The sequence below is a fragment of the Shinella sp. R2-11 genome, assembly GCF_055330205.1.
Genome location: NZ_JBVAPC010000002.1, coordinates 713,667 through 732,472, shown reverse-complemented (window position 1 = coordinate 732,472; position 18,806 = coordinate 713,667). Strand labels below are relative to the sequence as shown.

General features: G+C 66.5%; 20 protein-coding genes. 6 read left to right on the top strand and 14 right to left on the bottom strand.

All coding sequences use genetic code 11. The features are described 5' to 3' along the window. Window positions 1–35: 35 nt before the first annotated feature. The 3 genes from ACZ1A1_RS08175 to ACZ1A1_RS08165 form a co-directional block, all read right to left on the bottom strand. Window positions 36–446, bottom strand: coding sequence for a TIGR02588 family protein (locus ACZ1A1_RS08175; protein ID WP_463619475.1), 411 nt, complete (start codon window positions 444–446; stop codon window positions 36–38). 7 nt (window positions 447–453) lie between these two features. Further along, window positions 454–1,281 (bottom strand): TIGR02587 family membrane protein, encoded by an 828-nt coding sequence (locus ACZ1A1_RS08170; protein ID WP_463619474.1) that lies wholly within the window; start codon window positions 1,279–1,281, stop codon window positions 454–456. 69 nt (window positions 1,282–1,350) lie between these two features. Next, window positions 1,351–3,405, bottom strand: coding sequence for a DEAD/DEAH box helicase (locus tag ACZ1A1_RS08165; RefSeq protein WP_463619473.1), 2,055 nt, complete (start codon window positions 3,403–3,405; stop codon window positions 1,351–1,353). 281 nt (window positions 3,406–3,686) lie between these two features. Here ACZ1A1_RS08165 and panC point away from each other — a divergent pair, with 281 nt between their 5' ends. The 4 genes from panC to ACZ1A1_RS08145 all read left to right on the top strand — a co-directional run bounded on the left by panC (window position 3,687) and on the right by ACZ1A1_RS08145 (window position 6,825). Continuing rightward, complete coding sequence (gene panC / locus ACZ1A1_RS08160; protein WP_463619472.1) at window positions 3,687–4,556, top strand: pantoate--beta-alanine ligase; 870 nt, start codon at window positions 3,687–3,689, stop codon at window positions 4,554–4,556. Window position 4,557: 1 nt separating this feature from the next. After that, window positions 4,558–5,382, top strand: coding sequence for a 3-methyl-2-oxobutanoate hydroxymethyltransferase (panB, locus tag ACZ1A1_RS08155; protein WP_203319307.1), 825 nt, complete (start codon window positions 4,558–4,560; stop codon window positions 5,380–5,382). A gap of 394 nt (window positions 5,383–5,776) precedes the next feature. Beyond that, complete coding sequence (locus ACZ1A1_RS08150; protein ID WP_463619470.1) at window positions 5,777–6,511, top strand: AzlC family ABC transporter permease; 735 nt, start codon at window positions 5,777–5,779, stop codon at window positions 6,509–6,511. A 2-nt stretch (window positions 6,512–6,513) separates the two neighbouring features. Continuing rightward, a complete protein-coding gene (locus ACZ1A1_RS08145; RefSeq protein WP_162911347.1) occupies window positions 6,514–6,825 on the top strand; it encodes an AzlD family protein in 312 nt (103 codons plus the stop codon). Here ACZ1A1_RS08145 and ACZ1A1_RS08140 read toward each other — a convergent pair. From ACZ1A1_RS08140 to ACZ1A1_RS08125, 4 genes are all read right to left on the bottom strand, one after another. Continuing rightward, complete coding sequence (locus tag ACZ1A1_RS08140) at window positions 6,815–8,650, bottom strand: aminopeptidase P family protein (RefSeq protein ID WP_463619469.1); 1,836 nt, start codon at window positions 8,648–8,650, stop codon at window positions 6,815–6,817. The genes ACZ1A1_RS08145 and ACZ1A1_RS08140 overlap by 11 nt on opposite strands. 459 nt (window positions 8,651–9,109) lie before the next feature. Further along, window positions 9,110–9,991, bottom strand: coding sequence for a 50S ribosomal protein L11 methyltransferase (locus ACZ1A1_RS08135; protein WP_463619468.1), 882 nt, complete (start codon window positions 9,989–9,991; stop codon window positions 9,110–9,112). Window positions 9,992–10,069: 78 nt separating this feature from the next. Next, window positions 10,070–10,669, bottom strand: a complete 600-nt coding sequence (locus ACZ1A1_RS08130; protein ID WP_463619467.1) for an SCO family protein — start codon at window positions 10,667–10,669, stop codon at window positions 10,070–10,072. A 228-nt stretch (window positions 10,670–10,897) separates the two neighbouring features. Continuing rightward, window positions 10,898–11,056: a hypothetical protein gene (locus ACZ1A1_RS08125; protein WP_313192780.1), complete on the bottom strand. Its 159-nt coding sequence runs from the start codon at window positions 11,054–11,056 to the stop codon at window positions 10,898–10,900. A gap of 211 nt (window positions 11,057–11,267) precedes the next feature. Between ACZ1A1_RS08125 and ACZ1A1_RS08120 the strand changes: the two genes are divergently transcribed. Together ACZ1A1_RS08120 and ACZ1A1_RS08115 are read left to right on the top strand one after the other, a co-directional pair. Continuing rightward, window positions 11,268–11,732, top strand: coding sequence for a chemotaxis protein CheW (locus tag ACZ1A1_RS08120; protein WP_117366518.1), 465 nt, complete (start codon window positions 11,268–11,270; stop codon window positions 11,730–11,732). Between the two features lie 163 nt (window positions 11,733–11,895). Next, a complete protein-coding gene (locus ACZ1A1_RS08115) occupies window positions 11,896–12,249 on the top strand; it encodes a hypothetical protein (RefSeq protein WP_313192781.1) in 354 nt (117 codons plus the stop codon). Between the two features lie 55 nt (window positions 12,250–12,304). Here ACZ1A1_RS08115 and ACZ1A1_RS08110 read toward each other — a convergent pair whose 3' ends face one another. The 7 genes from ACZ1A1_RS08110 to ACZ1A1_RS08080 all read right to left on the bottom strand — a co-directional run bounded on the left by ACZ1A1_RS08110 (window position 12,305) and on the right by ACZ1A1_RS08080 (window position 18,656). Continuing rightward, window positions 12,305–12,802, bottom strand: coding sequence for a CreA family protein (locus tag ACZ1A1_RS08110; protein WP_463619545.1), 498 nt, complete (start codon window positions 12,800–12,802; stop codon window positions 12,305–12,307). Between the two features lie 87 nt (window positions 12,803–12,889). Then, window positions 12,890–13,636 carry a copper homeostasis protein CutC gene (locus ACZ1A1_RS08105; RefSeq protein WP_463619466.1) on the bottom strand — a complete coding sequence of 249 codons (747 nt, stop codon included), beginning with the start codon at window positions 13,634–13,636 and terminating at the stop codon, window positions 12,890–12,892. 21 nt (window positions 13,637–13,657) lie between these two features. Then, on the bottom strand, window positions 13,658–14,713 hold the full coding sequence (locus tag ACZ1A1_RS08100) for a dipeptidase (protein WP_463619465.1): 1,056 nt from the start codon (window positions 14,711–14,713) through the stop codon (window positions 13,658–13,660). A 90-nt stretch (window positions 14,714–14,803) separates the two neighbouring features. Next, window positions 14,804–15,964: an N-acetylglucosamine-6-phosphate deacetylase gene (gene nagA, locus ACZ1A1_RS08095; RefSeq protein WP_463619464.1), complete on the bottom strand. Its 1,161-nt coding sequence runs from the start codon at window positions 15,962–15,964 to the stop codon at window positions 14,804–14,806. Further along, a complete protein-coding gene (locus tag ACZ1A1_RS08090) occupies window positions 15,961–16,983 on the bottom strand; it encodes an SIS domain-containing protein (protein WP_463619463.1) in 1,023 nt (340 codons plus the stop codon). The genes nagA and ACZ1A1_RS08090 overlap by 4 nt, the downstream gene beginning before the upstream one ends. Before the next feature lie 24 nt (window positions 16,984–17,007). After that, complete coding sequence (locus ACZ1A1_RS08085) at window positions 17,008–17,772, bottom strand: GntR family transcriptional regulator (RefSeq protein WP_119256016.1); 765 nt, start codon at window positions 17,770–17,772, stop codon at window positions 17,008–17,010. Continuing rightward, window positions 17,769–18,656 carry a glucosamine kinase nucleotide-binding domain-containing protein gene (locus ACZ1A1_RS08080; protein ID WP_463619462.1) on the bottom strand — a complete coding sequence of 296 codons (888 nt, stop codon included), beginning with the start codon at window positions 18,654–18,656 and terminating at the stop codon, window positions 17,769–17,771. The genes ACZ1A1_RS08085 and ACZ1A1_RS08080 overlap by 4 nt, the downstream gene beginning before the upstream one ends. Window positions 18,657–18,806 lie beyond the last annotated feature (150 nt).

Here is an 18,806-nt window from a genome sequence, read left to right as displayed (position 1 = left end):
TTTTCAGAATCCTTTCCGCGACTTATCGGCCTTTCCTAAGGATCGGTATAGCCGGCCGCCCGGATATCCAGGCCGCGGCCCGCGGGGTCGTTGCGGAAGAGGATGGCGCCGGCCGATTTCGATTCGGCGGCGACATAGTCGAAGGTGACCTGGTTTTCCTCGACGATCCTGTCGCCCTCCCTCAGCCGGCCGATCACGGTGACGGAGGCGGCGGTGGTGGTCGCCGAATTGTAGATGTCGAAGGCGACGCGGTGGCCGGCGGAGGTCGCTTGCGTTGCCAGCACCGTGATGGAAAGATCGGGCGGGGTCGCCTTGCGGGTGACGGCTTCCCAACCGATCCATGAGAGCATCCCGGCGATCAGGACGGCGGAGACGAGCCCCGTCAGCCATTCGATCCAGTGCGGGTCGTGGCGTTCGCGGTGGCGGCTTGTGCCGGATCGCGTCATGGCAGCCTCACAGGATCAGCCGCGCGGCGGCGGCGCCGAGCGCGGCGGGAAAGCCGAGCACGATGACGGAAAGCATGATCTCGACGGCCGAACTGTCGCCGAGCCGCTCGAATATCCACAGGGTGAAGACGCAGATTGCGAGCGCGACCACATAGCCGGGCAGGGTGAAGCGCACGAAGGCGTGCCACCAGGGCGTCTCGGGCGAAAGCTCGTGGCCGCCGGTGAACGAGACCGCGTAGACGAAGCCGTGCATGAGGGCGATCGACAACAGGGCGACGACGAGCGCGTGCCATGCCGTCATCTTGTAGGCGAGAACCACGATCTCGTCGGTCGGCGCGATGTTGAGCGAGAGGAAGAGGGCGCCCGTCGCCATCAGCAGGAGCTCGCCGGGATAGGTGTCCTTCTTCCCGTCGTCCGTCTCCTCATGGCCGAGCTGGCTGCGGCCGAGCATGGCGCCGATGCTGGCGGGCACCGATTGCAGCGCCGTCTTTCCCACGATTTCGGCCGCAGACATTCCGCCGCGCAGGAGGCCGAGCGCCGCCAGCACGACGAGGCTCGTCACGATGCCGATGCCATAGGCGATGATGGCGTCGCGCACCGCCTCGCGCCAGGTCGAGATGTTCTCGAAGCCGATGCGGTGGGCGAGAAGGACAAGGAGCGGGATGTTGAGAAGCAGGAGCAGGAGAAGGCGCTCGCGCGCCATGTAATAGCCGAGATGCCACATCTCCATGGTCATCAGCATGGGAAGGGCGAGGAACAGCGCGCCCGCGACGCCGCGCCCCAGACCGGTCACGAACCGGCTGAACTCGCTTGTCTCGTCATCGGCAGCGGCCATTCATGAATCCCCTCGCAAAAGCGCGGGGAGAACGCGGTGCGGACCTGCAAGTTCCGCACCGCGTGCAATTCAATGCCGATCCGGCTTCTTGCCCTTCGGCTTGCGGGTGTCGTCGGGCTTGGCGAATTTCTCGTCGCGCTTGCCCTTGAAGGGCTTTGCGCCGGCAAAGGACTTCGCGGGCTTCTTGCCGCCGTCCTCGCGATCCTTCCAGTGCGGCTTGGCGCTCGCGCCCTCCGGCTTGTCGAAGTCGCGCTTCTTCTCGAAACGGGGCTTCTTGTCGACGTCGCCCTTGTTGAAATCTGGCTTGTCGCCGCGCTCCTTCCAGTGCGGCTTTGCGGCCGCGCCTTCCGGCTTGTCGAAGCGCGGCTTCTTGTCGTAGCCGCCCTTCTTCTCGAATTCGCCCTTCGGCTTCCAGTCGGCGCGGCGTTCCGGCCGGTCGTAGCGCTGGGTCTTCTCGCCCGGCGTGCGCTCGTAGGGTTGCGGTGTGAGGTCGGGCATGCCTTCCAGCACGGTCACGCGGATGCCGCGCTCCAGCATGCTGTTCGGGCCGAGTGCGCCGAGGAAGCCGTCGGAGGCATCGGCGGAGAGTTCCACATAAGTCTCTTCCGGCTGCATCTTGATGGCGCCGATCTCGTTCTTGGTGATGTTGCCGTTGCGGCAGAGCATCGGGATCAGCCAGCGCGGCTCGGCGCGCTGCTTGCGGCCGACCGAGATGGAGATCCAGACGCTGGCGGCAAAGCTGTCGCGCGGGCGCTTGGTTTCGGCGGGAATGACGTCGTTGCCGCGCTCGCGCGGCTTGCGCTGTTCGAGCGAGACCTCGATCAGGTCTTCCGGTGCAGAGCGGCCGGCCTTGAAGAAGCGCGCGACGGCGGCGGCGAGCTGGCGGGCGTCGAACTTTTCGACCAGCGCCTCGACGGTCGCTTCCTCGTCCTCGGTGACCTTGTCGGAAAGCAGGGGATCGGCGAGCAGGCGCTCGTCGTCGCGGCGCAGGATCTCCTCGGCCGAGGGCGGGGTCGCCCAGTTGGCCTTGAGGTTCGCTATCTGGAGTAGGCGTTCGGCCTTGCGGCGGGCGTTGAGCGGCACGATCAGGGCGCTCACCCCTTTTCGACCGGCGCGGCCGGTGCGGCCCGAACGGTGCAGCAGGGTATCGGGATTGGTCGGCAGGTCGGCATGGACGACCAGTTCGAGGTTCGGCAGGTCGATACCGCGGGCGGCGACGTCGGTGGCGATGCAGACGCGGGCGCGGCCGTCGCGCATGGCCTGAAGGGCGTGGGTGCGCTCGTTCTGGCTGAGTTCGCCGGAAAGGGCGACGACCGAGAAGCCGCGATTGTTGAAGCGGGCCGTCAGGTGATTCACCGCCGCGCGCGTCGAGCAGAAGACGATGGCGTTCTGCGCATCGTAGAAGCGCAGCGTGTTGATTATGGCGTTCTCGCGGTCGGCAGGCGCGGTCAGCAGGGCGCGATAGTCGATATCGACATGCTGCTCCTTCTCGGCGGCCGTCGAGATACGCATCGCATTGCGCTGGTAGTTTTTCGCGAGCGCGGCGATCTCCTTCGGCACGGTGGCCGAGAACATCAGCGTGCGGCGGTCTTCCGGCGCGGCTTCCAGGATGAATTCGAGGTCTTCGCGGAAGCCGAGGTCGAGCATCTCGTCGGCCTCGTCGAGCACGACGGCGCGGATGTCGGAGAGATCGAGGTTGTTGCGGGTGATGTGGTCGCGCAGGCGGCCGGGCGTGCCGACGATGATATGCGCGCCGCGCTCCAGCGCGCGCCGTTCCGTGCGCACGTCCATGCCGCCGACGCAGGAGGCGATGACGGCGCCGGTCATCTCGTAGAGCCATTCCAGCTCGCGCTTGACCTGCATGGCAAGTTCGCGCGTCGGGGCGATGACGAGGGCGAGCGGGCTTGCGGCGCGGCCGAAGCGCTCCTCGCCCTCAAGCAGCGTCGGGGCGAGGGCGAGGCCGAAGGCGACGGTCTTGCCGGAGCCGGTCTGCGCGGAGACCAGCGCGTCGGCATCGCCGATCTTCGGGTCGGAGACGGCGACCTGCACCGGCGTCAATGTGGTATAGCCGCGTTTTTCCAACGCCTTTGCCATCGCCGGAGCGAGGCCTTCGAAACTCGTCATAGGGGGTCTTTCGGAATTCGGGTTCAGCGGCGATCTTGCGCCGCACTCTCAAGCCCGCGCGTAACGGGCGTGTGTGGGCGCTCTCTACTGGTCATTGCCGCAAATGTACAGTGCGCAAAACGCAAAGCTGCCCAGCGGGTTAAGCGATGGCGGGCAAAAGTCTTTCCCGATTGTCTTTTTGCGCTGCACAAGATAGAAAACGGCGCCCCCCGAAATGCTCCCGAGAAAGCATGCGGACGGGACCGCCCGCGGGAGAGGGCGAGAGCAAGGAGGAACCGCCGATGCAGACCTTCACCACCATCGCGGACCTGCGCGCGGCGCTGGCGCCGCACCGCCCGGGCGGCCGGACGATCGGTCTCGTTCCCACCATGGGCTATCTTCATGTCGGCCATATGGAGCTTGCCCGCCGGGCGCTCGCCGACAACGACATCGTCGTCGCCACCATTTTCGTCAATCCGCTGCAGTTCGGCGCGAACGAGGACCTCGCGCGCTATCCGCGCGACCTTGCCCGCGACCAGGCGATGCTGGAGGCGGCGGGTGTCCACTATCTCTTCGCGCCCGGCGTCGCGGACATGTATCCGCGGCCGATGGAAACCGTGGTCGACGTGCCGACGCTCGGCGCGGAGCTGGAAGGCTCCGTGCGCCCCGGCCATTTCGCGGGTGTCGCGACCGTCGTCACCAAGCTCTTCAACATCGCCGGGCCCGACCGCGCCTATTTCGGCGAGAAGGATTACCAGCAGCTCGCCATCATCCGCCGCATGGTTGCCGATCTCGCGCAGCCCGTCGAGGTGATCGGCGTGCCGACGGTACGCGAGGCGGACGGGCTCGCCTGCTCCTCGCGCAATGTCTATCTGTCTGCGGAAGAGCGTGCCGCCGCCGCCATCGTGCCGCGGGCGCTGGAAGAGGCGGAGCGGTTGATCGCGGCGGGCGAAACGGATGCCAGGAAGCTGGAGGAGGGCGTCACCGCCTTCATCCGTACCGCGCCGCTGGCCCATCCCGAGGTGGTCGCGCTTCGCGATCCCGATACGCTGGGCGAGATCGCCAGCGTCGGCGACAGGCCGGTTCTTTTGTTGCTTTTCGTGCGCTTTGGGAGCACGAAACTCCTCGATAACCGGGTCATCGGCCCGAAAAACGCGAAAAAGGTAGCGTGACATGAGTGTACACACCGCCAAGCGCCGGCTGGCGCCCGCCGACATCAAGGCCTTGAAGGGCCAGCGTCCGATCGTCAGCCTTACCGCCTATACGACGCCGGTTGCCAAGCTGATGGATCCGCATGTCGATTTCATGCTGGTCGGCGACAGCCTCGGCATGGTGCTTTACGGCCTCGATTCGACCGTCGGCGTGACCATCGAGATGATGATCGCCCATGGACAGGCCGTCATGCGCGGCTCGTCCAATGCCTGCGTCGTGGTCGACCTGCCGTTCGGCTCCTACCAGCAGTCCAAGGAGCAGGCCTTCGCCACGGCCGCCCGCGTGCTCAAGGAAACCGGCTGTTCGGCCATCAAGCTCGAAGGCGGCGCGGAAATGGCCGAGACGGTGCATTTCCTCACGCAGCGCGGCATTCCGGTGCTCGGCCATGTCGGGCTGATGCCGCAGCTCATCAACACGACCGGCGGCTATCGCACGCTCGGCCGCAACGACAAGGAAGTCGACAAGATCCGCAAGGACGCCGCGGCCATCGACGATGCCGGCGCCTTCGCCATCGTGGTGGAAGGCACGGTCGAGCCTGTGGCGCGCGAGGTGACCGGCGAGATCAAGGCGCCGACCATCGGCATCGGCGCGTCACCGGCCTGCGACGGCCAGGTCCTCGTCGTCGACGACGTGCTCGGCATCTTCACCGACTTCAAGCCGCGCTTCGTCAAGCATTTCGCCAATCTGGCGCCGGTGATGAGCGAAGCCTTCGCCACCTATGCCGAGGAGGTGAAGGCTCGCAGCTTCCCGGGCCCGGAGCATACGTTCCAGCTCAAGAAGAGCTGAGCTGGACGGCGACGGCGTCGGCGTCGGCCTCCTGGTCGTCGTGATCGGGAATATGCGGCAATGGACCCTCGGCTCAAGGCCGAGGGTGACGGTGGGGAGGCGAGGCTTTCCCATCAAGGCGCGGCATAGGTGGCGTTGCTTTTAGCTGCCGCTCCTCTCTCCTGTTGTCATCCTCGGGCTCGACCCGAGAATCTACCACGGTAGAGGTGGGAGAAGCCTCCGCAAAAGCCCGAGGAGGACGAAGGAAAGGGAGTGCATCGTCCTGATCAACCATCAGCGCCGGTCGTCTCAAGGTGCCGATCGATCAATCCCGCTAACGGTCCATCAGCCATATTGGTTTGCCGGTGGATCGTGCCTGCTCTATGGCTTCAGCCAACGCAAGAGAGCAGAACCCATGACGCCCGACACGAAAGAAGAAATCCGCGACGCCGCCCGGCGCGGGCTGGCCATCGCGCTTGCCGCCGCGCCGTTCGGCGTGCTGTTCGGCGCCGTCGCCGTCGACAATGGCCTCAGCATCGCCGAAGCCGCGCTGATGAGCGCCACGCTCTATGCCGGCGCGAGCCAGCTCGTCGGCGTCGAGCTGTTCAACCACCATGTCGCGCCGTGGCTGGTGGTGCTGTCGATCTTCGCGGTGAATTTCCGCCACGTGCTCTATTCGGCGGCGATTGCCGCCCATATCCGGCATTTCACCTTCTGGCAGAAGGCGACCGGGCTCTTCCTGCTGGTCGACCCGCAATTCGCCGAGACGGAGCGGCGGGCCGATGCCGGCATCCGCGTCGGCTATGTCTGGTTCCTGGTGCTCGGCCTCAGCGTCTATACTCCCTGGTTCTTCCTGACGCTGCTCGGCGGCTTCCTCGGCAACCTCATCGGCGATCCGCGCGCCATCGGCATCGACGTGCTGCTGCCGATCTACTTCATGGGGCTGGTGCTCGGCTTCCGCAGCCGGGCGAACTGGCTGCCGGTGGTGCTCGCCTCGTCCGTCGGCTCGATCCTGGCGCTGCACTTCGTCGGCTCGCCCTGGCATGTCAGCCTCGGCGCCTTGGCCGGCATCGCGGTCGCCGCCCTCATGCCCATCGACGGAGAAGAGAGCGCGGCGCCCATCGGCGATGCCATCGAAGGGGAGGCATGAGCATGGACACGATGTTCCACACCCAGACGCTGCTGATCATCGCGGCGGGGGCGATCGCCACCTATCTCACGCGCATCGGCGGCTATGTCTTCATCACGCGCATGAAGCGCATTCCGCCGCGGGCCGAAGCGGCGCTGAACGCCGTTCCGGCCGCGGTCCTGACGACGCTGGTGGCGCCGGCCGCCGTGACCGGCGGCCTCGACGTGACCCTCACCATGGCGGTCGCCTTCCTCGTCGGCCTGCGCATCTCGCTGCTGCCGATGCTGGGCGTGGGTTGGATCGTCGTGATGATCCTGCGTCACGTCATCGGCTGATCGGGGCCGCCGCCTTTTCCAGCCATGCCCTCGTCGCGTCGTCCGAAAGGAGCGGCGCGATCTTTTCGCGCGTTTCAGCGTGATAGGCGTTGAGCCAGGCGAGCTCCTCGTCCGCCATCAGGGCCGGCACGACGAGGCGGCGGTCGATGGGGCAGAAGGTCAGCGTCCCGAAGCCGAGCATGTCGATATCGCCGCCCTCGACAGGTGCAGCCGGCAGGGTGTGGATGAGGTTCTCGATACGGATGCCGAAGCTGCCGGGGCGGTAGTAGCCCGGTTCGTTCGAGAGGATCATGCCGGGCAGCAGTTCCTGCGTCGAAAGCCGTGAGATGCGCTGCGGACCCTCATGCACCGAGAGATACGAGCCGACGCCGTGGCCGGTGCCGTGCGCGAAGTCGGCGCCGGCCTTCCACAGGGCGATGCGGGCGAGGGGATCGAGGTCGCAGCCGCGCGTGCCCTTGGGGAAGCGGGCGGTGCTGATGGCGATCATGCCCTTCAGGACCAGTGTGAAGAAGCGCTTCTGCTCCTCCGGCACCGCGCCGATGGCGACCGTGCGGGTGATGTCCGTCGTGCCGTTGATATATTGCGCGCCGGAATCGATGAGGAAGAGCGTGCCCGGCTCGAGCGTCGCATCGCTCGCCGTCGTCACGCGGTAGTGCATGATGGCGGCATGGGCGCCGGCGCCCGAGATGGTGTCGAAGGAAATGTCCTTCAGCGGGTTCTGCTGGCGCTCGCCGACGCGGCGGCGCACCTCTTCCAGCTTCTTCGTGACGGCGATCTCGGTCTCGGTTCCCGGCGTCGTGCCGTCGAGCCAGGCGAGGAATTCCACCATGGCCGCGCCGTCCTGGAGATGGGCGCGGGCGGAGCCCTGAAGCTCGACCTCGTTCTTGCAGGCGCGGGGCAGGCGGGCCGGATCGGCGGCCTCGACGAGCGTGCCGCCCTTGCCGCGGGCGATCTCGGCCAGCGCGAAGGGGGCATGGTCCGGGTCGACGAGGATGCGCTTGCCTTCCGCCGCCAGCGCCGCGATCCGCTCGTCGAACTGCGAGGGCGGCACGAGGTCGGCGAGCTGCGTGAGATAGGCTTCCTGCTCGATGCCGGTCTTGCGCTTGTCGAGGAAGAGCTGCGGGCGGCCGTTCGCCGGGATGATGGCGCGGGCGAGCGGATGGGGCGTGTGCGGCACGTCGCTGCCGCGGATGTTGAAGATCCACGCGATGGAGGAGGGATCGGTGACGGCGAGGGCATCGGCGCCGGCCTTTGTGGTCGCCTCGGCCATCTTCAAGAGCTTGTCCCTGGCGAGTTCCCCGGCATGGTCGATGGTCTGGATCGCGACGCGGCCGAGCGGTTCGCTCGGGCGGCCGCTCCAGATGCGGTCGAGCGGATTGTGCGGCAGGAGGACGAGCTTGCCGCCGAGGCCGGAAAGCGCCTTTTCCAGCCGGCGCACTTCCGCGCCGGTGTGCAGCCAGGGATCGATGCCGAGGCGGAAACCCTTCGGCGCATGGTTCTGCAGCCAGAGATGCGGCGGTTCGCCGACGAGATCGCCGCCGGTGAAGACCGTGCCGTCCACCTGCTCGGCGAGCTGCGTGACATAGCGCCCGTCGACGAAGACGACGGCCTTGCCGCGCATGACGAGCGCGACGCCCGCCGAGCCGGTAAAGCCGGTCAGCCAGGACAGGCGCTCGGCGGCGGCCGGCACATATTCGCCCTGGTATTCGTCGGCGCGCGGCACGAGGAAGCCGTCGATGCCGAGCGTATCGAAGGAAGCGCGCAACGCGTCCGCGCGCTCGCGGCCGAACTGGGGCGTGGAGGTGACGTCGAAACTCTGGAACATGGGTGACTTCCGGTGAGGCGATGAATCGTGCCGGCAATCTAGCCGATCCCGGCAGGGAGGGAAACGCGTGTGAAGCATGCGGGTGCACCGAGAGGTCTTACATTGGACTTATGCGCCCAGCGCATGGCACCCATGCCGCAAAAGGGACTATCTCTATTTTTTCTATCGATTATAAGCAGCGCCAACGAAGCGAACTTAAACGCGCTTCAAGCGAAACGAAGTGAAAGTTCCTCCAGTCCTTCGGATCGCACATAGCTAGGTGTTCCGATCAGGCGTCTTGCCGGTCACTCCTCCTCCCTCCTCCGGGAAGGCGCTCGGAACACATAGGTCCGCTCGAGCACTCCTCCTCCTCAAGCTCGCGGGCAGGCCGGTTCGCCGGTCCATAGGCGGTGCCTCTGGCACCGCCTTTTATTTTGCCTGCATGACGGAAACGCCGAGGCGAACCGCCTTCGCCGCCGCTCAGCGCCGGTTGTCGAGGTGGATCGTCACCCAGCCTTCTCGCCAGATGGTCTTCACGTGGCGCAGGCCCGCGCCGTTATAGGCGGCGAGCACCTTCCAGCGCTGCGAGGCGAGGATGCCGGAGAGGATGACGTCGCCGTTCGGCGCGAGCTGCGCCGCGAGCTGGGGCGCCATGCGCATCAGCGGGCGGGCGAGGATGTTGGCGATGATCAGGTCGAACGGGCCGTGGCGGCCGAAGGCGGTGGAGTGGAAGCCCGGCGCGGTTTCCAGCGCGATGCCGGAGGCGATGCCGTTGAGGCGCACGTTCTCGCGCGCGACGCGGGTGGCGATGGGGTCGATGTCGGTCGCAAGAACCCGGACGGGGGCGAGCTTTCGCGCGGCGATCGCCAGCACGCCGCTGCCCGTTCCAAGGTCGAGCGCGCGCTTGACCCTGCGCTTGCGCATCACGTCGAAGATGACTTCCAGGCAGCCCGCCGTCGTGCCGTGATGGCCGGTGCCGAAGGCCTGCCCGGCGTCGATCTCGATGGATATCTCGCCGGCGCGCGCCGTGCCGCGGTCATGCGAGCCGTGCACAACGAAGCGCCCGGCGCGCACGGGCTTCAGGCCTTCGAGCGACTTGGCGATCCAGTCGATATCGGGAAGAACCTCGCGCTGGATCTCGACGCCCGGGAAATCGGCGGCGAGCAGGGCGGCGAAACGCTCGTGGATCTCCGCCTCTTCCGGCCGGAACATGTAGACGGAGGCTTCCCAGACGTCGTTCTTCTCGTCGATCTCCATCGTGGCGATGGCGTAGCCCTCGTCCTCGAAGGCGTCGCTCATCAGCGAAAGCGCCGCTTCCGCCTTTTGCTCGGTGGTGCTGATGTAGAGGCGGATTTCGCTCACGGGCCGGGTTCCTGTTGTTTCAGGTCCGCCTAGCATGTCCGAAAGCCGAGGGCAAAGGTGGATCGCCGGTAAGCGCGCTTATCCCTTGATCAGGTTGGCGAGCTTCTTTTCGGCGACGTCCGGGTTCTCGCCATAGGAGATCGTGCCGGTGAAGCGGCCGGTCGCGTCGAGCAGGAAGACGGAGGCCGTGTGGTCCATCGTGTAGTCGCCGTCCGGCTTTTCCTCGTCGAGAGGCACCTTGCGATAGTAGACGCGGAAGCCCTTGACCATGTCCAGCACCTTGGCCGGCGGGCCGGAAATGCCGGTGATGCGCTTGGAGACGTTACCGACATACTGGCCCATCAGCTCGGGCGTGTCGCGCTCCGGGTCGACGGTGACGAAATAGGCTTGCAGCTTGCTGCCGTCCGGGTCGACCTTGTCGAGCCAGCCGTTGAGCTCGAAGAGCGTCGTCGGGCAGACTTCCGGGCAATGGGTGAAGCCGAAGAACAGCGCCGTCGGCTTGCCGGTGAAGGCCTTTTCGGTGATCGGCTTGCCGTCCTGCGCGACGAGTTCGAAGGGCACGCCGAAGGGGCCGTTTGCCACCTGGTCCTTCGTGCGGGTCATTTCCAGCGTGAACCAGCCGAGCAGGCCGGCAACGAGCGCGACGGCGATCCAGAGTACGAGGCGCAGGGTCTTCATGGCAGTCCTTCGGTGGGCTCTAGAGCATTTCCGCTTTTCTTCGAATCGCGAAAACGTTCTAACGCTTTGTTTCGCCGCATTTCCGAACGCAAAACCGCTTCGCACTTTTGCTGGAAATGCTCATGACGGCAACGCCGCTCGCCCGGTGTCATAGTCCTTCGGCGCAGGGCGCGCAAACGCGCCAATTGCCGCAATGCCGGCAAAGCGGAAGGACTCGCGCGATTGTGATCAGAAGCACCAGGACATGCCGGATTCGGCAAGGCTGAGGAAGATCGCCGTTCCATGCTCCAGCCAGCCGGCAAAGGCGGCTGTCGCGGCCATGGCCGCGAGCCCGAGCGCGACCAGCGCGGCGGGAACGACGGTATATCGGCGGGCTGTCTTGTCCATGGCCGGACCATAGCACGGAACGGCCATATTCGAAACCGGCCGGAATATCCCATTCGGCAATGTTTCATTAGGCAATGTTTAATCTCTCTTTGTCACCTTGCCGTGACGCGCATCAGGCCCTCGGGCTCCGGGACATGACGTCCGCCGCACGCCGAACGGCGCGCCGCGCATCTCTCACAGTTCGCTCCCTCGTCGGGAAGAGGTCTTGTCCATGTCCAACGCCATCAAGCAGTCCGGCGCCTATCTCGAAATCGTTTCCTTCCATCTCGGCGAGCAGGAATTCTGCATCGACATCATGGCCATCCGCGAAATCCGCGGCTGGGCGCCGGTGACGCCGATGCCGCACACGCCGCCCTATGTGCTCGGCCTCATCAACCTGCGCGGCGCGGTGATCCCGGTCATCGACATGGCCTGCCGCCTCGGCATGAAGATGACCGAGCCGTCCGAGCGCTCCGCCATCATCGTCACGGACATCGCCGGCAAGCTGGTCGGCCTCCTCGTCGAGCAGGTCTCCGACATGATGACCATCAAGAGCGAGGCCCTGCAGCCGGCGCCGGAAATCATCCCGGAAGCCCAGCGCGCCTTCTGCCGCGGCATCGTGGCGCTGGAAAAGTCGATGGTCTGCTTCCTCAACCTCGACACCGTCATCGCCGACGAGCTCGCCCAGGCCGCCTGAGGCCGAAGGCAGCGGAATTTCAGCGAAAGCGCCCGTCGGTCTCCGCCGGGCGCTTTCGGCCGTCCTTCGGCCTCAACGCCCTTTCCGGGAATTCATGAGGAACCAAACGAGGGGGTTGCCGTTTTCTCCACGCTACTTGCAAACGAAACAGTGGAGAATGACGATGAACAAGACAGTTACGATCGCACTTGCCTCTCTTCTCGCCGTCTCGCCGATGGCAGGCGTCGCCTATGCCCAGCAGAGCATGGATGCGGACACGATGGCAACCAGCTCGATCAGCGCGGACAAGGTCAATGTCGTCCAGATTTCGACGCTGGAGGCCGACCAGGACCAGCGCCCCGAGTTCGACCGTCTGTCGCACAAGATGAACGACCCGGCCGAAATGGAAAAGGCTCAGGCCGAGCTTCAGTCCGACCCGGGCCTGACGGAAGTGCTGGCGTCCAAGAACGTCCAGCTCAACAATGTCGTCGAGGTCAGGACGGCGGCGGATGGCGGCAAGATCGTTTACGTCAAGTAAGCGCCGCGTCCTCTAAAAGAAACGCCCCGAGCCAGTCATGGCCGGGGCGTTTTTTTCATGGCTTGCCCTTGGTCCAGGTGACGGTCTCGCCATAGAGCGGGACGGTCGAGATCGACATCTTCGCCGAGCCGTTCACCACCTCGCGCGAATGGGCGAGGTAGATCAGCGTGTCGTTCTTCCTGTCGTAGACGCGCGTGACGATCAGCGATTTCCAGATCAGCGACAGGCCGGCCTTGAAGACCTCCTCGCCGCCGCGGGAAAGATCAATGTCGCCGATAGCGATCGGGCCGGTCTGCTGGCAGGAGATGGCGTTGTTCGACGGGTCCTCGAACCAGTTGCCCTTCTGCAGGCGGTCGATGACGGAGCGGTCGAAATAGGTGACGTGGCAGGTCACGCCGGAGACCTTGGGGTCGCTCACCGCATCGACATAGATATCGTTGCCGATCCAGTCGACGCCGACCTTGCCGACCGTATCGGCGGCGGCGGGAAGGGCGGCGAGGGCCAGCAGGCCGGCGGCAAGCGCGGTGCGCAGGCGGGCAGGGGCGGAAGGCATGTGCATGGCAGGTCTCCTTGTTCCCGTGAAAGGTAGGGGTTCCCGCGAAAGGTAGGGATAACCGACCGCCGCCCGCAAGATGGCGCGTCAGGATTTTGCGGCGGCGATGGTCGCCCGGACGGCGTCCCTGTCGGTCAGCGTCAGTTCGTATTCGCGGTCCTTCTCGGTGCCGCCCATGCCGACATGCGGATTGCGGAACACCATGCCGCTCGGCACGGTCGTCAGCGCCGCGAAATGCATCTCGGCAAGGCCGGCCTCGTCGCGGACCTTGCGGATGTTGCCGGCATCGAGCGCGCCGCAGCCCATGATGACGATGCGGCCGGCGGCCTGCTCGACCGCGCTTCTCAGGATGGCGATCCCTTCGACGGCGGTGTCGCGCTGGCCGGAGGTCAGCACGCGGTCGATGCCGCAGCGGATCAGGGCCTCCAACGCCTCGCCGGCATCCGCCGTCATGTCGAAGGCGCGGTGGCAGGTGACGGACATGGGCCGTGCGGCCTCGACCAGCGCGCGGGTGCGTTCCTCATCGATCCGGCCGTCCGGCGTGAGGCAACCGATCACGACGCCGGAGACGCCTTCGCTTTTCAGCGCCCTGATGTCCTCCACCATGGTCTCGAATTCGGTATCCGAATAGAGGAAGTCGCCGCCGCGCGGGCGGATGATGACGTGGACGGGAATGCGCGCGGCCTTCACGGCGCCGCGGATCGTCGCAAGACTCGGGGTCAGGCCGCCCTCCATCAGGCTCGCGCAGAGCTCCACCCGGTCGGCGCCGGCCTCCTGGGCCGCGAGGAAACCGTCGATGCCTTCGACGCAGAGTTCGATGAGGGGCTTGGTCATGTGTTCGGTCCGTGTCGTTCGTCAGGCTTCGCGCCAGACGGTTTTCAGAAGCCGCAGCCAGTTCTCGCGGCAGAGTTTCGCAAGGTCGTCCTCACCGTAGCCGGCGGCGCGCAGCGCTTCGACCAGCGCCTGGTTGCCGGCCGCGTCGCCGATGGCGGCGGGGATCGTCGCGCCGTCGAAGTCCGAGCCGATCGCCACGCAGTCGATGCCCATGCGCTCCACCATATGGTCGATATGGCGCACCATGTCGGAGAGCGGCGTGTCGGCATCCTCCATGCCGTCGGCGCGCAGCATCGTGGTCGCGTAGTTGAGGCCGGCAATGCCCTTGCGCTCGCGGATCGCGTCGAGCTGGCGGTCGGTGAGGTTGCGCGAGATCGGCGTCAGCGCATGGGCGTTGGAATGGGTGGCGACGAGCGGCTGGGTACTTTCGCGCGCCACGTCCCAGAAGCCCTTTTCCGTGATGTGGGCAAGGTCGATCATGATGCCGAGCCGGTCGCATTCCTTCACCAGTTCGACGCCGGCCGGCGTGAGGCCGGGGCCGGTATCGGGCGAGGAGGGGAAGGCGAAGGGCACGCCATGGCCGAAGCGGTTGTGCCGGCTCCAGACCGGGCCGAGCGAACGCAGGCCCGCGGCGTAGAGCGTCTCCAGCGTCGAGAGGTCCCCGGCGATCGGCTCGCAACCCTCGATATGCAGCACGGTGGCGAAGCGGCGGGCCTCCATGGAAGCGCGGATATCGGCGGTGGAGCGGCAGATCGAAAGCGCGCCCGCGCGCTCCAGCCGGAAGGCGATGGCGGCCATTTCGAGCGCGGTGGCGAGCGCGGCGGGCTGTTCCAGCGGGCCGACCATCGGAATGCTGTAATGGCCGTTCGCATCGACCTCGCGGGCCGGATAGTCCCCGTTCGGCGGGATGAAGATGGCGCAGAAGCCGCCGGCAAGGCCGCCCTTCAGGGCGCGCGGGGCGTCGATATGGCCCTTGTCGGTTCCGTGGACGAATTCGGCGACGGGGTCGATCCCCTCCCGCGCATGCTCCCAGAGCCGAAGGAGAACATCGTTGTGGCCGTCGAAGATCAATTGCATGTGCCGCTCCCGGACAAATCCTATCCTGCTGGGCTCGGGTAGAGCCGATTCCGCCGCGGTCCGCAAGGAGCGCGGCGGGGCCGTCATGCATCAGGCGTTGAAGACCGGGATGCCGCCGATCCAGGTCGACAGGACGTTCACGCCGTCGTCGATGACCGCGAAATCGGCGTCGTGGCCATGGGTGAGGCGGCCCTTGCGGCCGGTCAGGCCGACGGCCTCGGCCGGGTAGAGCGAGGCCATGCGCAGCGCTTCCGCAAGGTCGATGCCCACGGTATCGCGCATGTAGCGCACGCAGGAGGCCATATCGATGTCCGCGCCGGCGAGCGTGCCGTCGGCCAGCGTCAGGCGTCCGCCCTCGCGGAAGATCTCCCGGCCGTTCAGGAAGAAGCTCGTCATGTCCGTGCCGATGGGCGACATGGCGTCGGTGACGAGGAAGATGCGGCCGGGCCCGCGCTTTGCCCGGAGCGCCGCGCGGATGGCGACGGGGTGGACATGGTAGCCGTCGGCGATCAGGCCGGCATTGACATGGCCGAGATCGAGCGCCGCGCCGACCATGCCGGGCTCGCGGTTGCCGAGCTGGCTCATGGCGTTGAAGAGATGGGTCATCATGTGCGCGCCCGCCTCGACGGCCGCCGCCGCCGTGGCATAGCTGCTGTCGGAATGGCCGAGGCTGACGGTGACGCCGGCCGCATGGAGCGCGGCGATCTGCTCGTTGGTCGCGTTTTCCGGCGCGAGCGTCATCAGCAGGGTATCGAGGCCCTTGCGGGCGGCGATGGTTCGTTCGAGGTCCGCCTGTTCCATCGGCCGGATGAGGGACGGGTCGTGCGCGCCCTTGCGGGCGATGGAAAGATGCGGGCCTTCGAGATGCAGGCCAAGGAAGCCGGGCACGCCCGCTTCGCGCGCCGCAAGGCCGGCCACGATGGTCTTCGCGGTCACCTCGCGGTTGTCGGTGATCAGCGTCGGCAAGAGGCCGGTGGTGCCGAAACGGGCATGGGCGGCGCACATGGTGCGGATGCCCTCGACATCGTGCTGCTCGTTGAGCAGCACACCGCCGCCGCCATTGACCTGGAGATCGATGAAGCCGGGAACGAGCGAAAGCCCGTCCATCGGCACGATCCGGGCGTCGGCCGGCACGTCGCGCAGCGCGGCGATGGCGGCGACCTTGCCGCCCTCGACGAGGAGCGCGCTGTCGTCATGCCACAGATTGCCGTCGAAGATCCGGGCTCCGGTAATGGCGGTGAGGGCTGTCATCGGGTTTCCGTCACTTTCTTGAGGTTGACCGGCTTGTCGGGGTCGAGGCCGCGCCCGCGCGACCAGGCTTCGACGAAGCCGTAGAAGGGAACGATCAGCGCCAGCGCGTCGGTGATCGGATGGCCCGTGGCGACGAAGGGCAGTTTTCGCGCGCTCTTGGCGCCGGCCGCGGTGATGCCGACATAGGCGCCGCGCTCGGCGAGGCTATCGGCCATGCCGGTGACGGAGGCTTCGGCTGCATCGCGGGCGGCAAGGGCGATCACCGGGAAGGAGGGGCCGACGAGGGCGACCGGGCCGTGCAGCACTTCCGCCGAGGAATAGGCCTCGGCATGCATGCCGGAGGTCTCCTTGAACTTCAGCGCCGCCTCGCTCGCGATGGCAAGGCCCGGGCCGCGGCCGAGGACATAGAGCGACTGCGCGTCCTTGAGGTCGCCGGCAAGCTCGGACCAGTCGAGCGCGACGGCCTTGGCGAACTGTTCCGGCAGGTTCTTCACGGCGCGGTCGAGATCGGCGTCGCCCGTCCATTCGGCGAGCACGGCAAGACCGGCGACGATGGAGTTCACATAGGACTTCGTCGCCGCGACGCTGATTTCCGGACCGGCCGAAAGATCGAGCGAATGGGTGCAGGCATCGGCGAGCGGCGAGGGCAGCGTGTTGGTGAGCGCGATGGAGATCGCGCCGCCCTTCGTGGCGCCGTCGGCCATGGCGACGATGTCCGGGCTCTTGCCGGACTGGGAGATGGCGATGGCCGCGCCGCCGCCGAGCTTCAGCTTCGCGCCGTAGATCGAGGCGAGCGACGGGCCGAGGGAGGCGACCGGGCGGCCGGCGGTGAGCTCGATCGCATATTTCAGGAAGAGGGCCGCGTGATCGGAGGAACCGCGGGCGATCGTGACGAAGAACTGCGGATCGCGCTCGCGCAGCGCCTTGCCGGCGGCGGCGATGGCGCCGGCGGAACCGGCGAGCAGGCGGGCCGCCGCTTCGGGGATTTCATTGATCTCTTTTCGCATGTTGGTCTGCATGGAATTCCCTTTGCGATTGGACGCTCACGTGTCGGACAGCGTCAGTTCGGCGACGAAATCGTAGGCGTCGCCGCGGTAGATGGAGCGGGTGAACTCGACGACCCGGCCGGTGCGCAGATAGGAGATGCGCTCGATGGAAAGGCCCGCCGCGCCCGGCGGCACGCCGAGCATCGAGGCGTCCGGGTCCTTCATGTTGTAGGCGGAGATGCGCTGCACGGCGCGCACCGGGCGGCAGCCGCGCTTTTCGAGCGCGGCGTAGAGCGAGCCCTGCACCTGCATGGGATCGGGCAGGAACTCGGCGGAGATGCAGGCGCGCTCGATGGCGAGCGGCATGTCGTCGGCAACGCGCAGGCGCCCGAGGCGGGCGACGAGCGCGTCGGCGGGCAGGCCGAGCATCATCATCTCGTCGGGCGAGGGGTGGAAGAGGCCGCGGTCGATCCACTCGGCGCGCGTCGTCAGGCCGCGCCGCGCCATGTCCTCGGTAAAGGAGGTGAGACGCGAGAGCGACTGCTGCACCTTGGAGACCGGCTTTGCGACGAAGGTGCCGGAGCCGTGGCGGCGGACCAGAAGGCCGTCCTTGACGAGGTCGTCGACGGCCTTGCGCACGGTAACGCGGCTGACATTGGCATGGTCGGCAAGGTCGCGTTCCGCCGGCAGCGCGTCGCCGTAATTCAGCTTGCCGGAGGTGATGGCGTCCTCCAGCGTCTGGCGGAGCTTCAGGTAGAGCGGGCCGGGCACGCCCGATTGCAGGCTTTCCGGCGTCAGGATGGCGGAAAGGGGCGTGCTCATGCGGCCGCTCCCGTTCTTTGCCGGTAGCCCTTGGCGGCGAGCGCCACGGCGCCGGTCAGCGCATCGGCCTCGGCCTCGACGAGGATCGAGCGGTGCCGTACGCATAGCCATTCCGGATAGATCGGCGCAAGGCCGCCGAGCAGGCAGAGGCGCTGTTCGCCGGCAAGCGCCATGATGGCGTCGAGGGATTCGTTCACCGTCGCCGCGCCCGCCTTCACGATGGCGATCGCCTGGGCGTCGCCCCGGCGGGCATGGTCGAAGAGGACGGGGGCGAAGCGTCCGAAATCGCCGGGCTTGGAGAGGCGTGCGAATTCGACGATGCCGCGCGGGTCGCCCTTGAATTCCTCCAGGATGGCGTCCGTGACGCCCGAGCGCGGATGCACGCCGTCATGGGCGAGCAGCGCCTCCTGGAGAAGCGCATGGCCGAGCCGTGCGCCGCCGCCGAGATCGCCGACGGTGAAGCCCCAGCCGCCGATATAGCGGACGGTATTTTTCCGGCGCGCCATGTAGATGGAGCCGGTGCCGAGGATCGCCACGGCGCCGTCGCCGTCGCCGATCGCGCCCTGCAGGGCGATCAGGCCGTCGCTGTCGATGTCGGTGTGGCGGAAGGGCAGGCGGTCGTGCACGTAGCGGGTAAGGTCGCCGACATTGGTGCCGGCAAGGCCGAGAAAGGCCGAGGCGCCGTTGACGCCGGCTTCGTCGAGCCCGGCGTCGCGATAGGCGGCTTTTGCCGCTTCCGTGATGGAGATGATCGCGTTGTTGGGATCGGTCAGGATATTGGCCGCCCCGCTCTTGCCGCGACCCAGGATGATGCCGTCCGGCCGCGCCACCGCCGCGCGGCAGCTCGTTCCCCCACCGTCGATACCGAGAATATAGTCAGTCATGGGCACCTCCGAGCACAACGATACCAAAAAAATACCATTAACCAAGGGGTATGGTGGTATCGAAAATCAGCTTTTGCGTAAATAGCTGATTTTTATATGTTAAAATATTTGAGGCCAAAAAAGTGGTCTCATAAATTAATTTCCTATGGA

What these genes read in the sequence shown, in the direction of transcription:
- nagA (WP_463619464.1), bottom strand. Translation starts at nt 15,964, where the DNA reads ATGACAGCCCTCACCGCCATTACCGGAGCCCGGATCTTCGACGGCAAT.
- ACZ1A1_RS08090 (WP_463619463.1), bottom strand. Translation starts at nt 16,983, where the DNA reads ATGCAGACCAACATGCGAAAAGAGATCAATGAAATCCCCGAAGCGGCG.
- ACZ1A1_RS08105 (WP_463619466.1), bottom strand. Translation starts at nt 13,636, where the DNA reads ATGACCAAGCCCCTCATCGAACTCTGCGTCGAAGGCATCGACGGTTTC.
- ACZ1A1_RS08115 (WP_313192781.1), top strand. Translation starts at nt 11,896, where the DNA reads ATGAACAAGACAGTTACGATCGCACTTGCCTCTCTTCTCGCCGTCTCG.
- ACZ1A1_RS08145 (WP_162911347.1), top strand. Translation starts at nt 6,514, where the DNA reads ATGGACACGATGTTCCACACCCAGACGCTGCTGATCATCGCGGCGGGG.
- ACZ1A1_RS08085 (WP_119256016.1), bottom strand. Translation starts at nt 17,772, where the DNA reads ATGAGCACGCCCCTTTCCGCCATCCTGACGCCGGAAAGCCTGCAATCG.
- ACZ1A1_RS08150 (WP_463619470.1), top strand. Translation starts at nt 5,777, where the DNA reads ATGACGCCCGACACGAAAGAAGAAATCCGCGACGCCGCCCGGCGCGGG.
- ACZ1A1_RS08170 (WP_463619474.1), bottom strand. Translation starts at nt 1,281, where the DNA reads ATGGCCGCTGCCGATGACGAGACAAGCGAGTTCAGCCGGTTCGTGACC.
- ACZ1A1_RS08125 (WP_313192780.1), bottom strand. Translation starts at nt 11,056, where the DNA reads ATGGACAAGACAGCCCGCCGATATACCGTCGTTCCCGCCGCGCTGGTC.
- ACZ1A1_RS08130 (WP_463619467.1), bottom strand. Translation starts at nt 10,669, where the DNA reads ATGAAGACCCTGCGCCTCGTACTCTGGATCGCCGTCGCGCTCGTTGCC.
- ACZ1A1_RS08080 (WP_463619462.1), bottom strand. Translation starts at nt 18,656, where the DNA reads ATGACTGACTATATTCTCGGTATCGACGGTGGGGGAACGAGCTGCCGC.
- ACZ1A1_RS08165 (WP_463619473.1), bottom strand. Translation starts at nt 3,405, where the DNA reads ATGACGAGTTTCGAAGGCCTCGCTCCGGCGATGGCAAAGGCGTTGGAA.
- ACZ1A1_RS08140 (WP_463619469.1), bottom strand. Translation starts at nt 8,650, where the DNA reads ATGTTCCAGAGTTTCGACGTCACCTCCACGCCCCAGTTCGGCCGCGAG.
- panC (WP_463619472.1), top strand. Translation starts at nt 3,687, where the DNA reads ATGCAGACCTTCACCACCATCGCGGACCTGCGCGCGGCGCTGGCGCCG.
- ACZ1A1_RS08100 (WP_463619465.1), bottom strand. Translation starts at nt 14,713, where the DNA reads ATGCAATTGATCTTCGACGGCCACAACGATGTTCTCCTTCGGCTCTGG.
- ACZ1A1_RS08175 (WP_463619475.1), bottom strand. Translation starts at nt 446, where the DNA reads ATGACGCGATCCGGCACAAGCCGCCACCGCGAACGCCACGACCCGCAC.
- ACZ1A1_RS08110 (WP_463619545.1), bottom strand. Translation starts at nt 12,802, where the DNA reads ATGCCTTCCGCCCCTGCCCGCCTGCGCACCGCGCTTGCCGCCGGCCTG.
- ACZ1A1_RS08120 (WP_117366518.1), top strand. Translation starts at nt 11,268, where the DNA reads ATGTCCAACGCCATCAAGCAGTCCGGCGCCTATCTCGAAATCGTTTCC.
- panB (WP_203319307.1), top strand. Translation starts at nt 4,558, where the DNA reads ATGAGTGTACACACCGCCAAGCGCCGGCTGGCGCCCGCCGACATCAAG.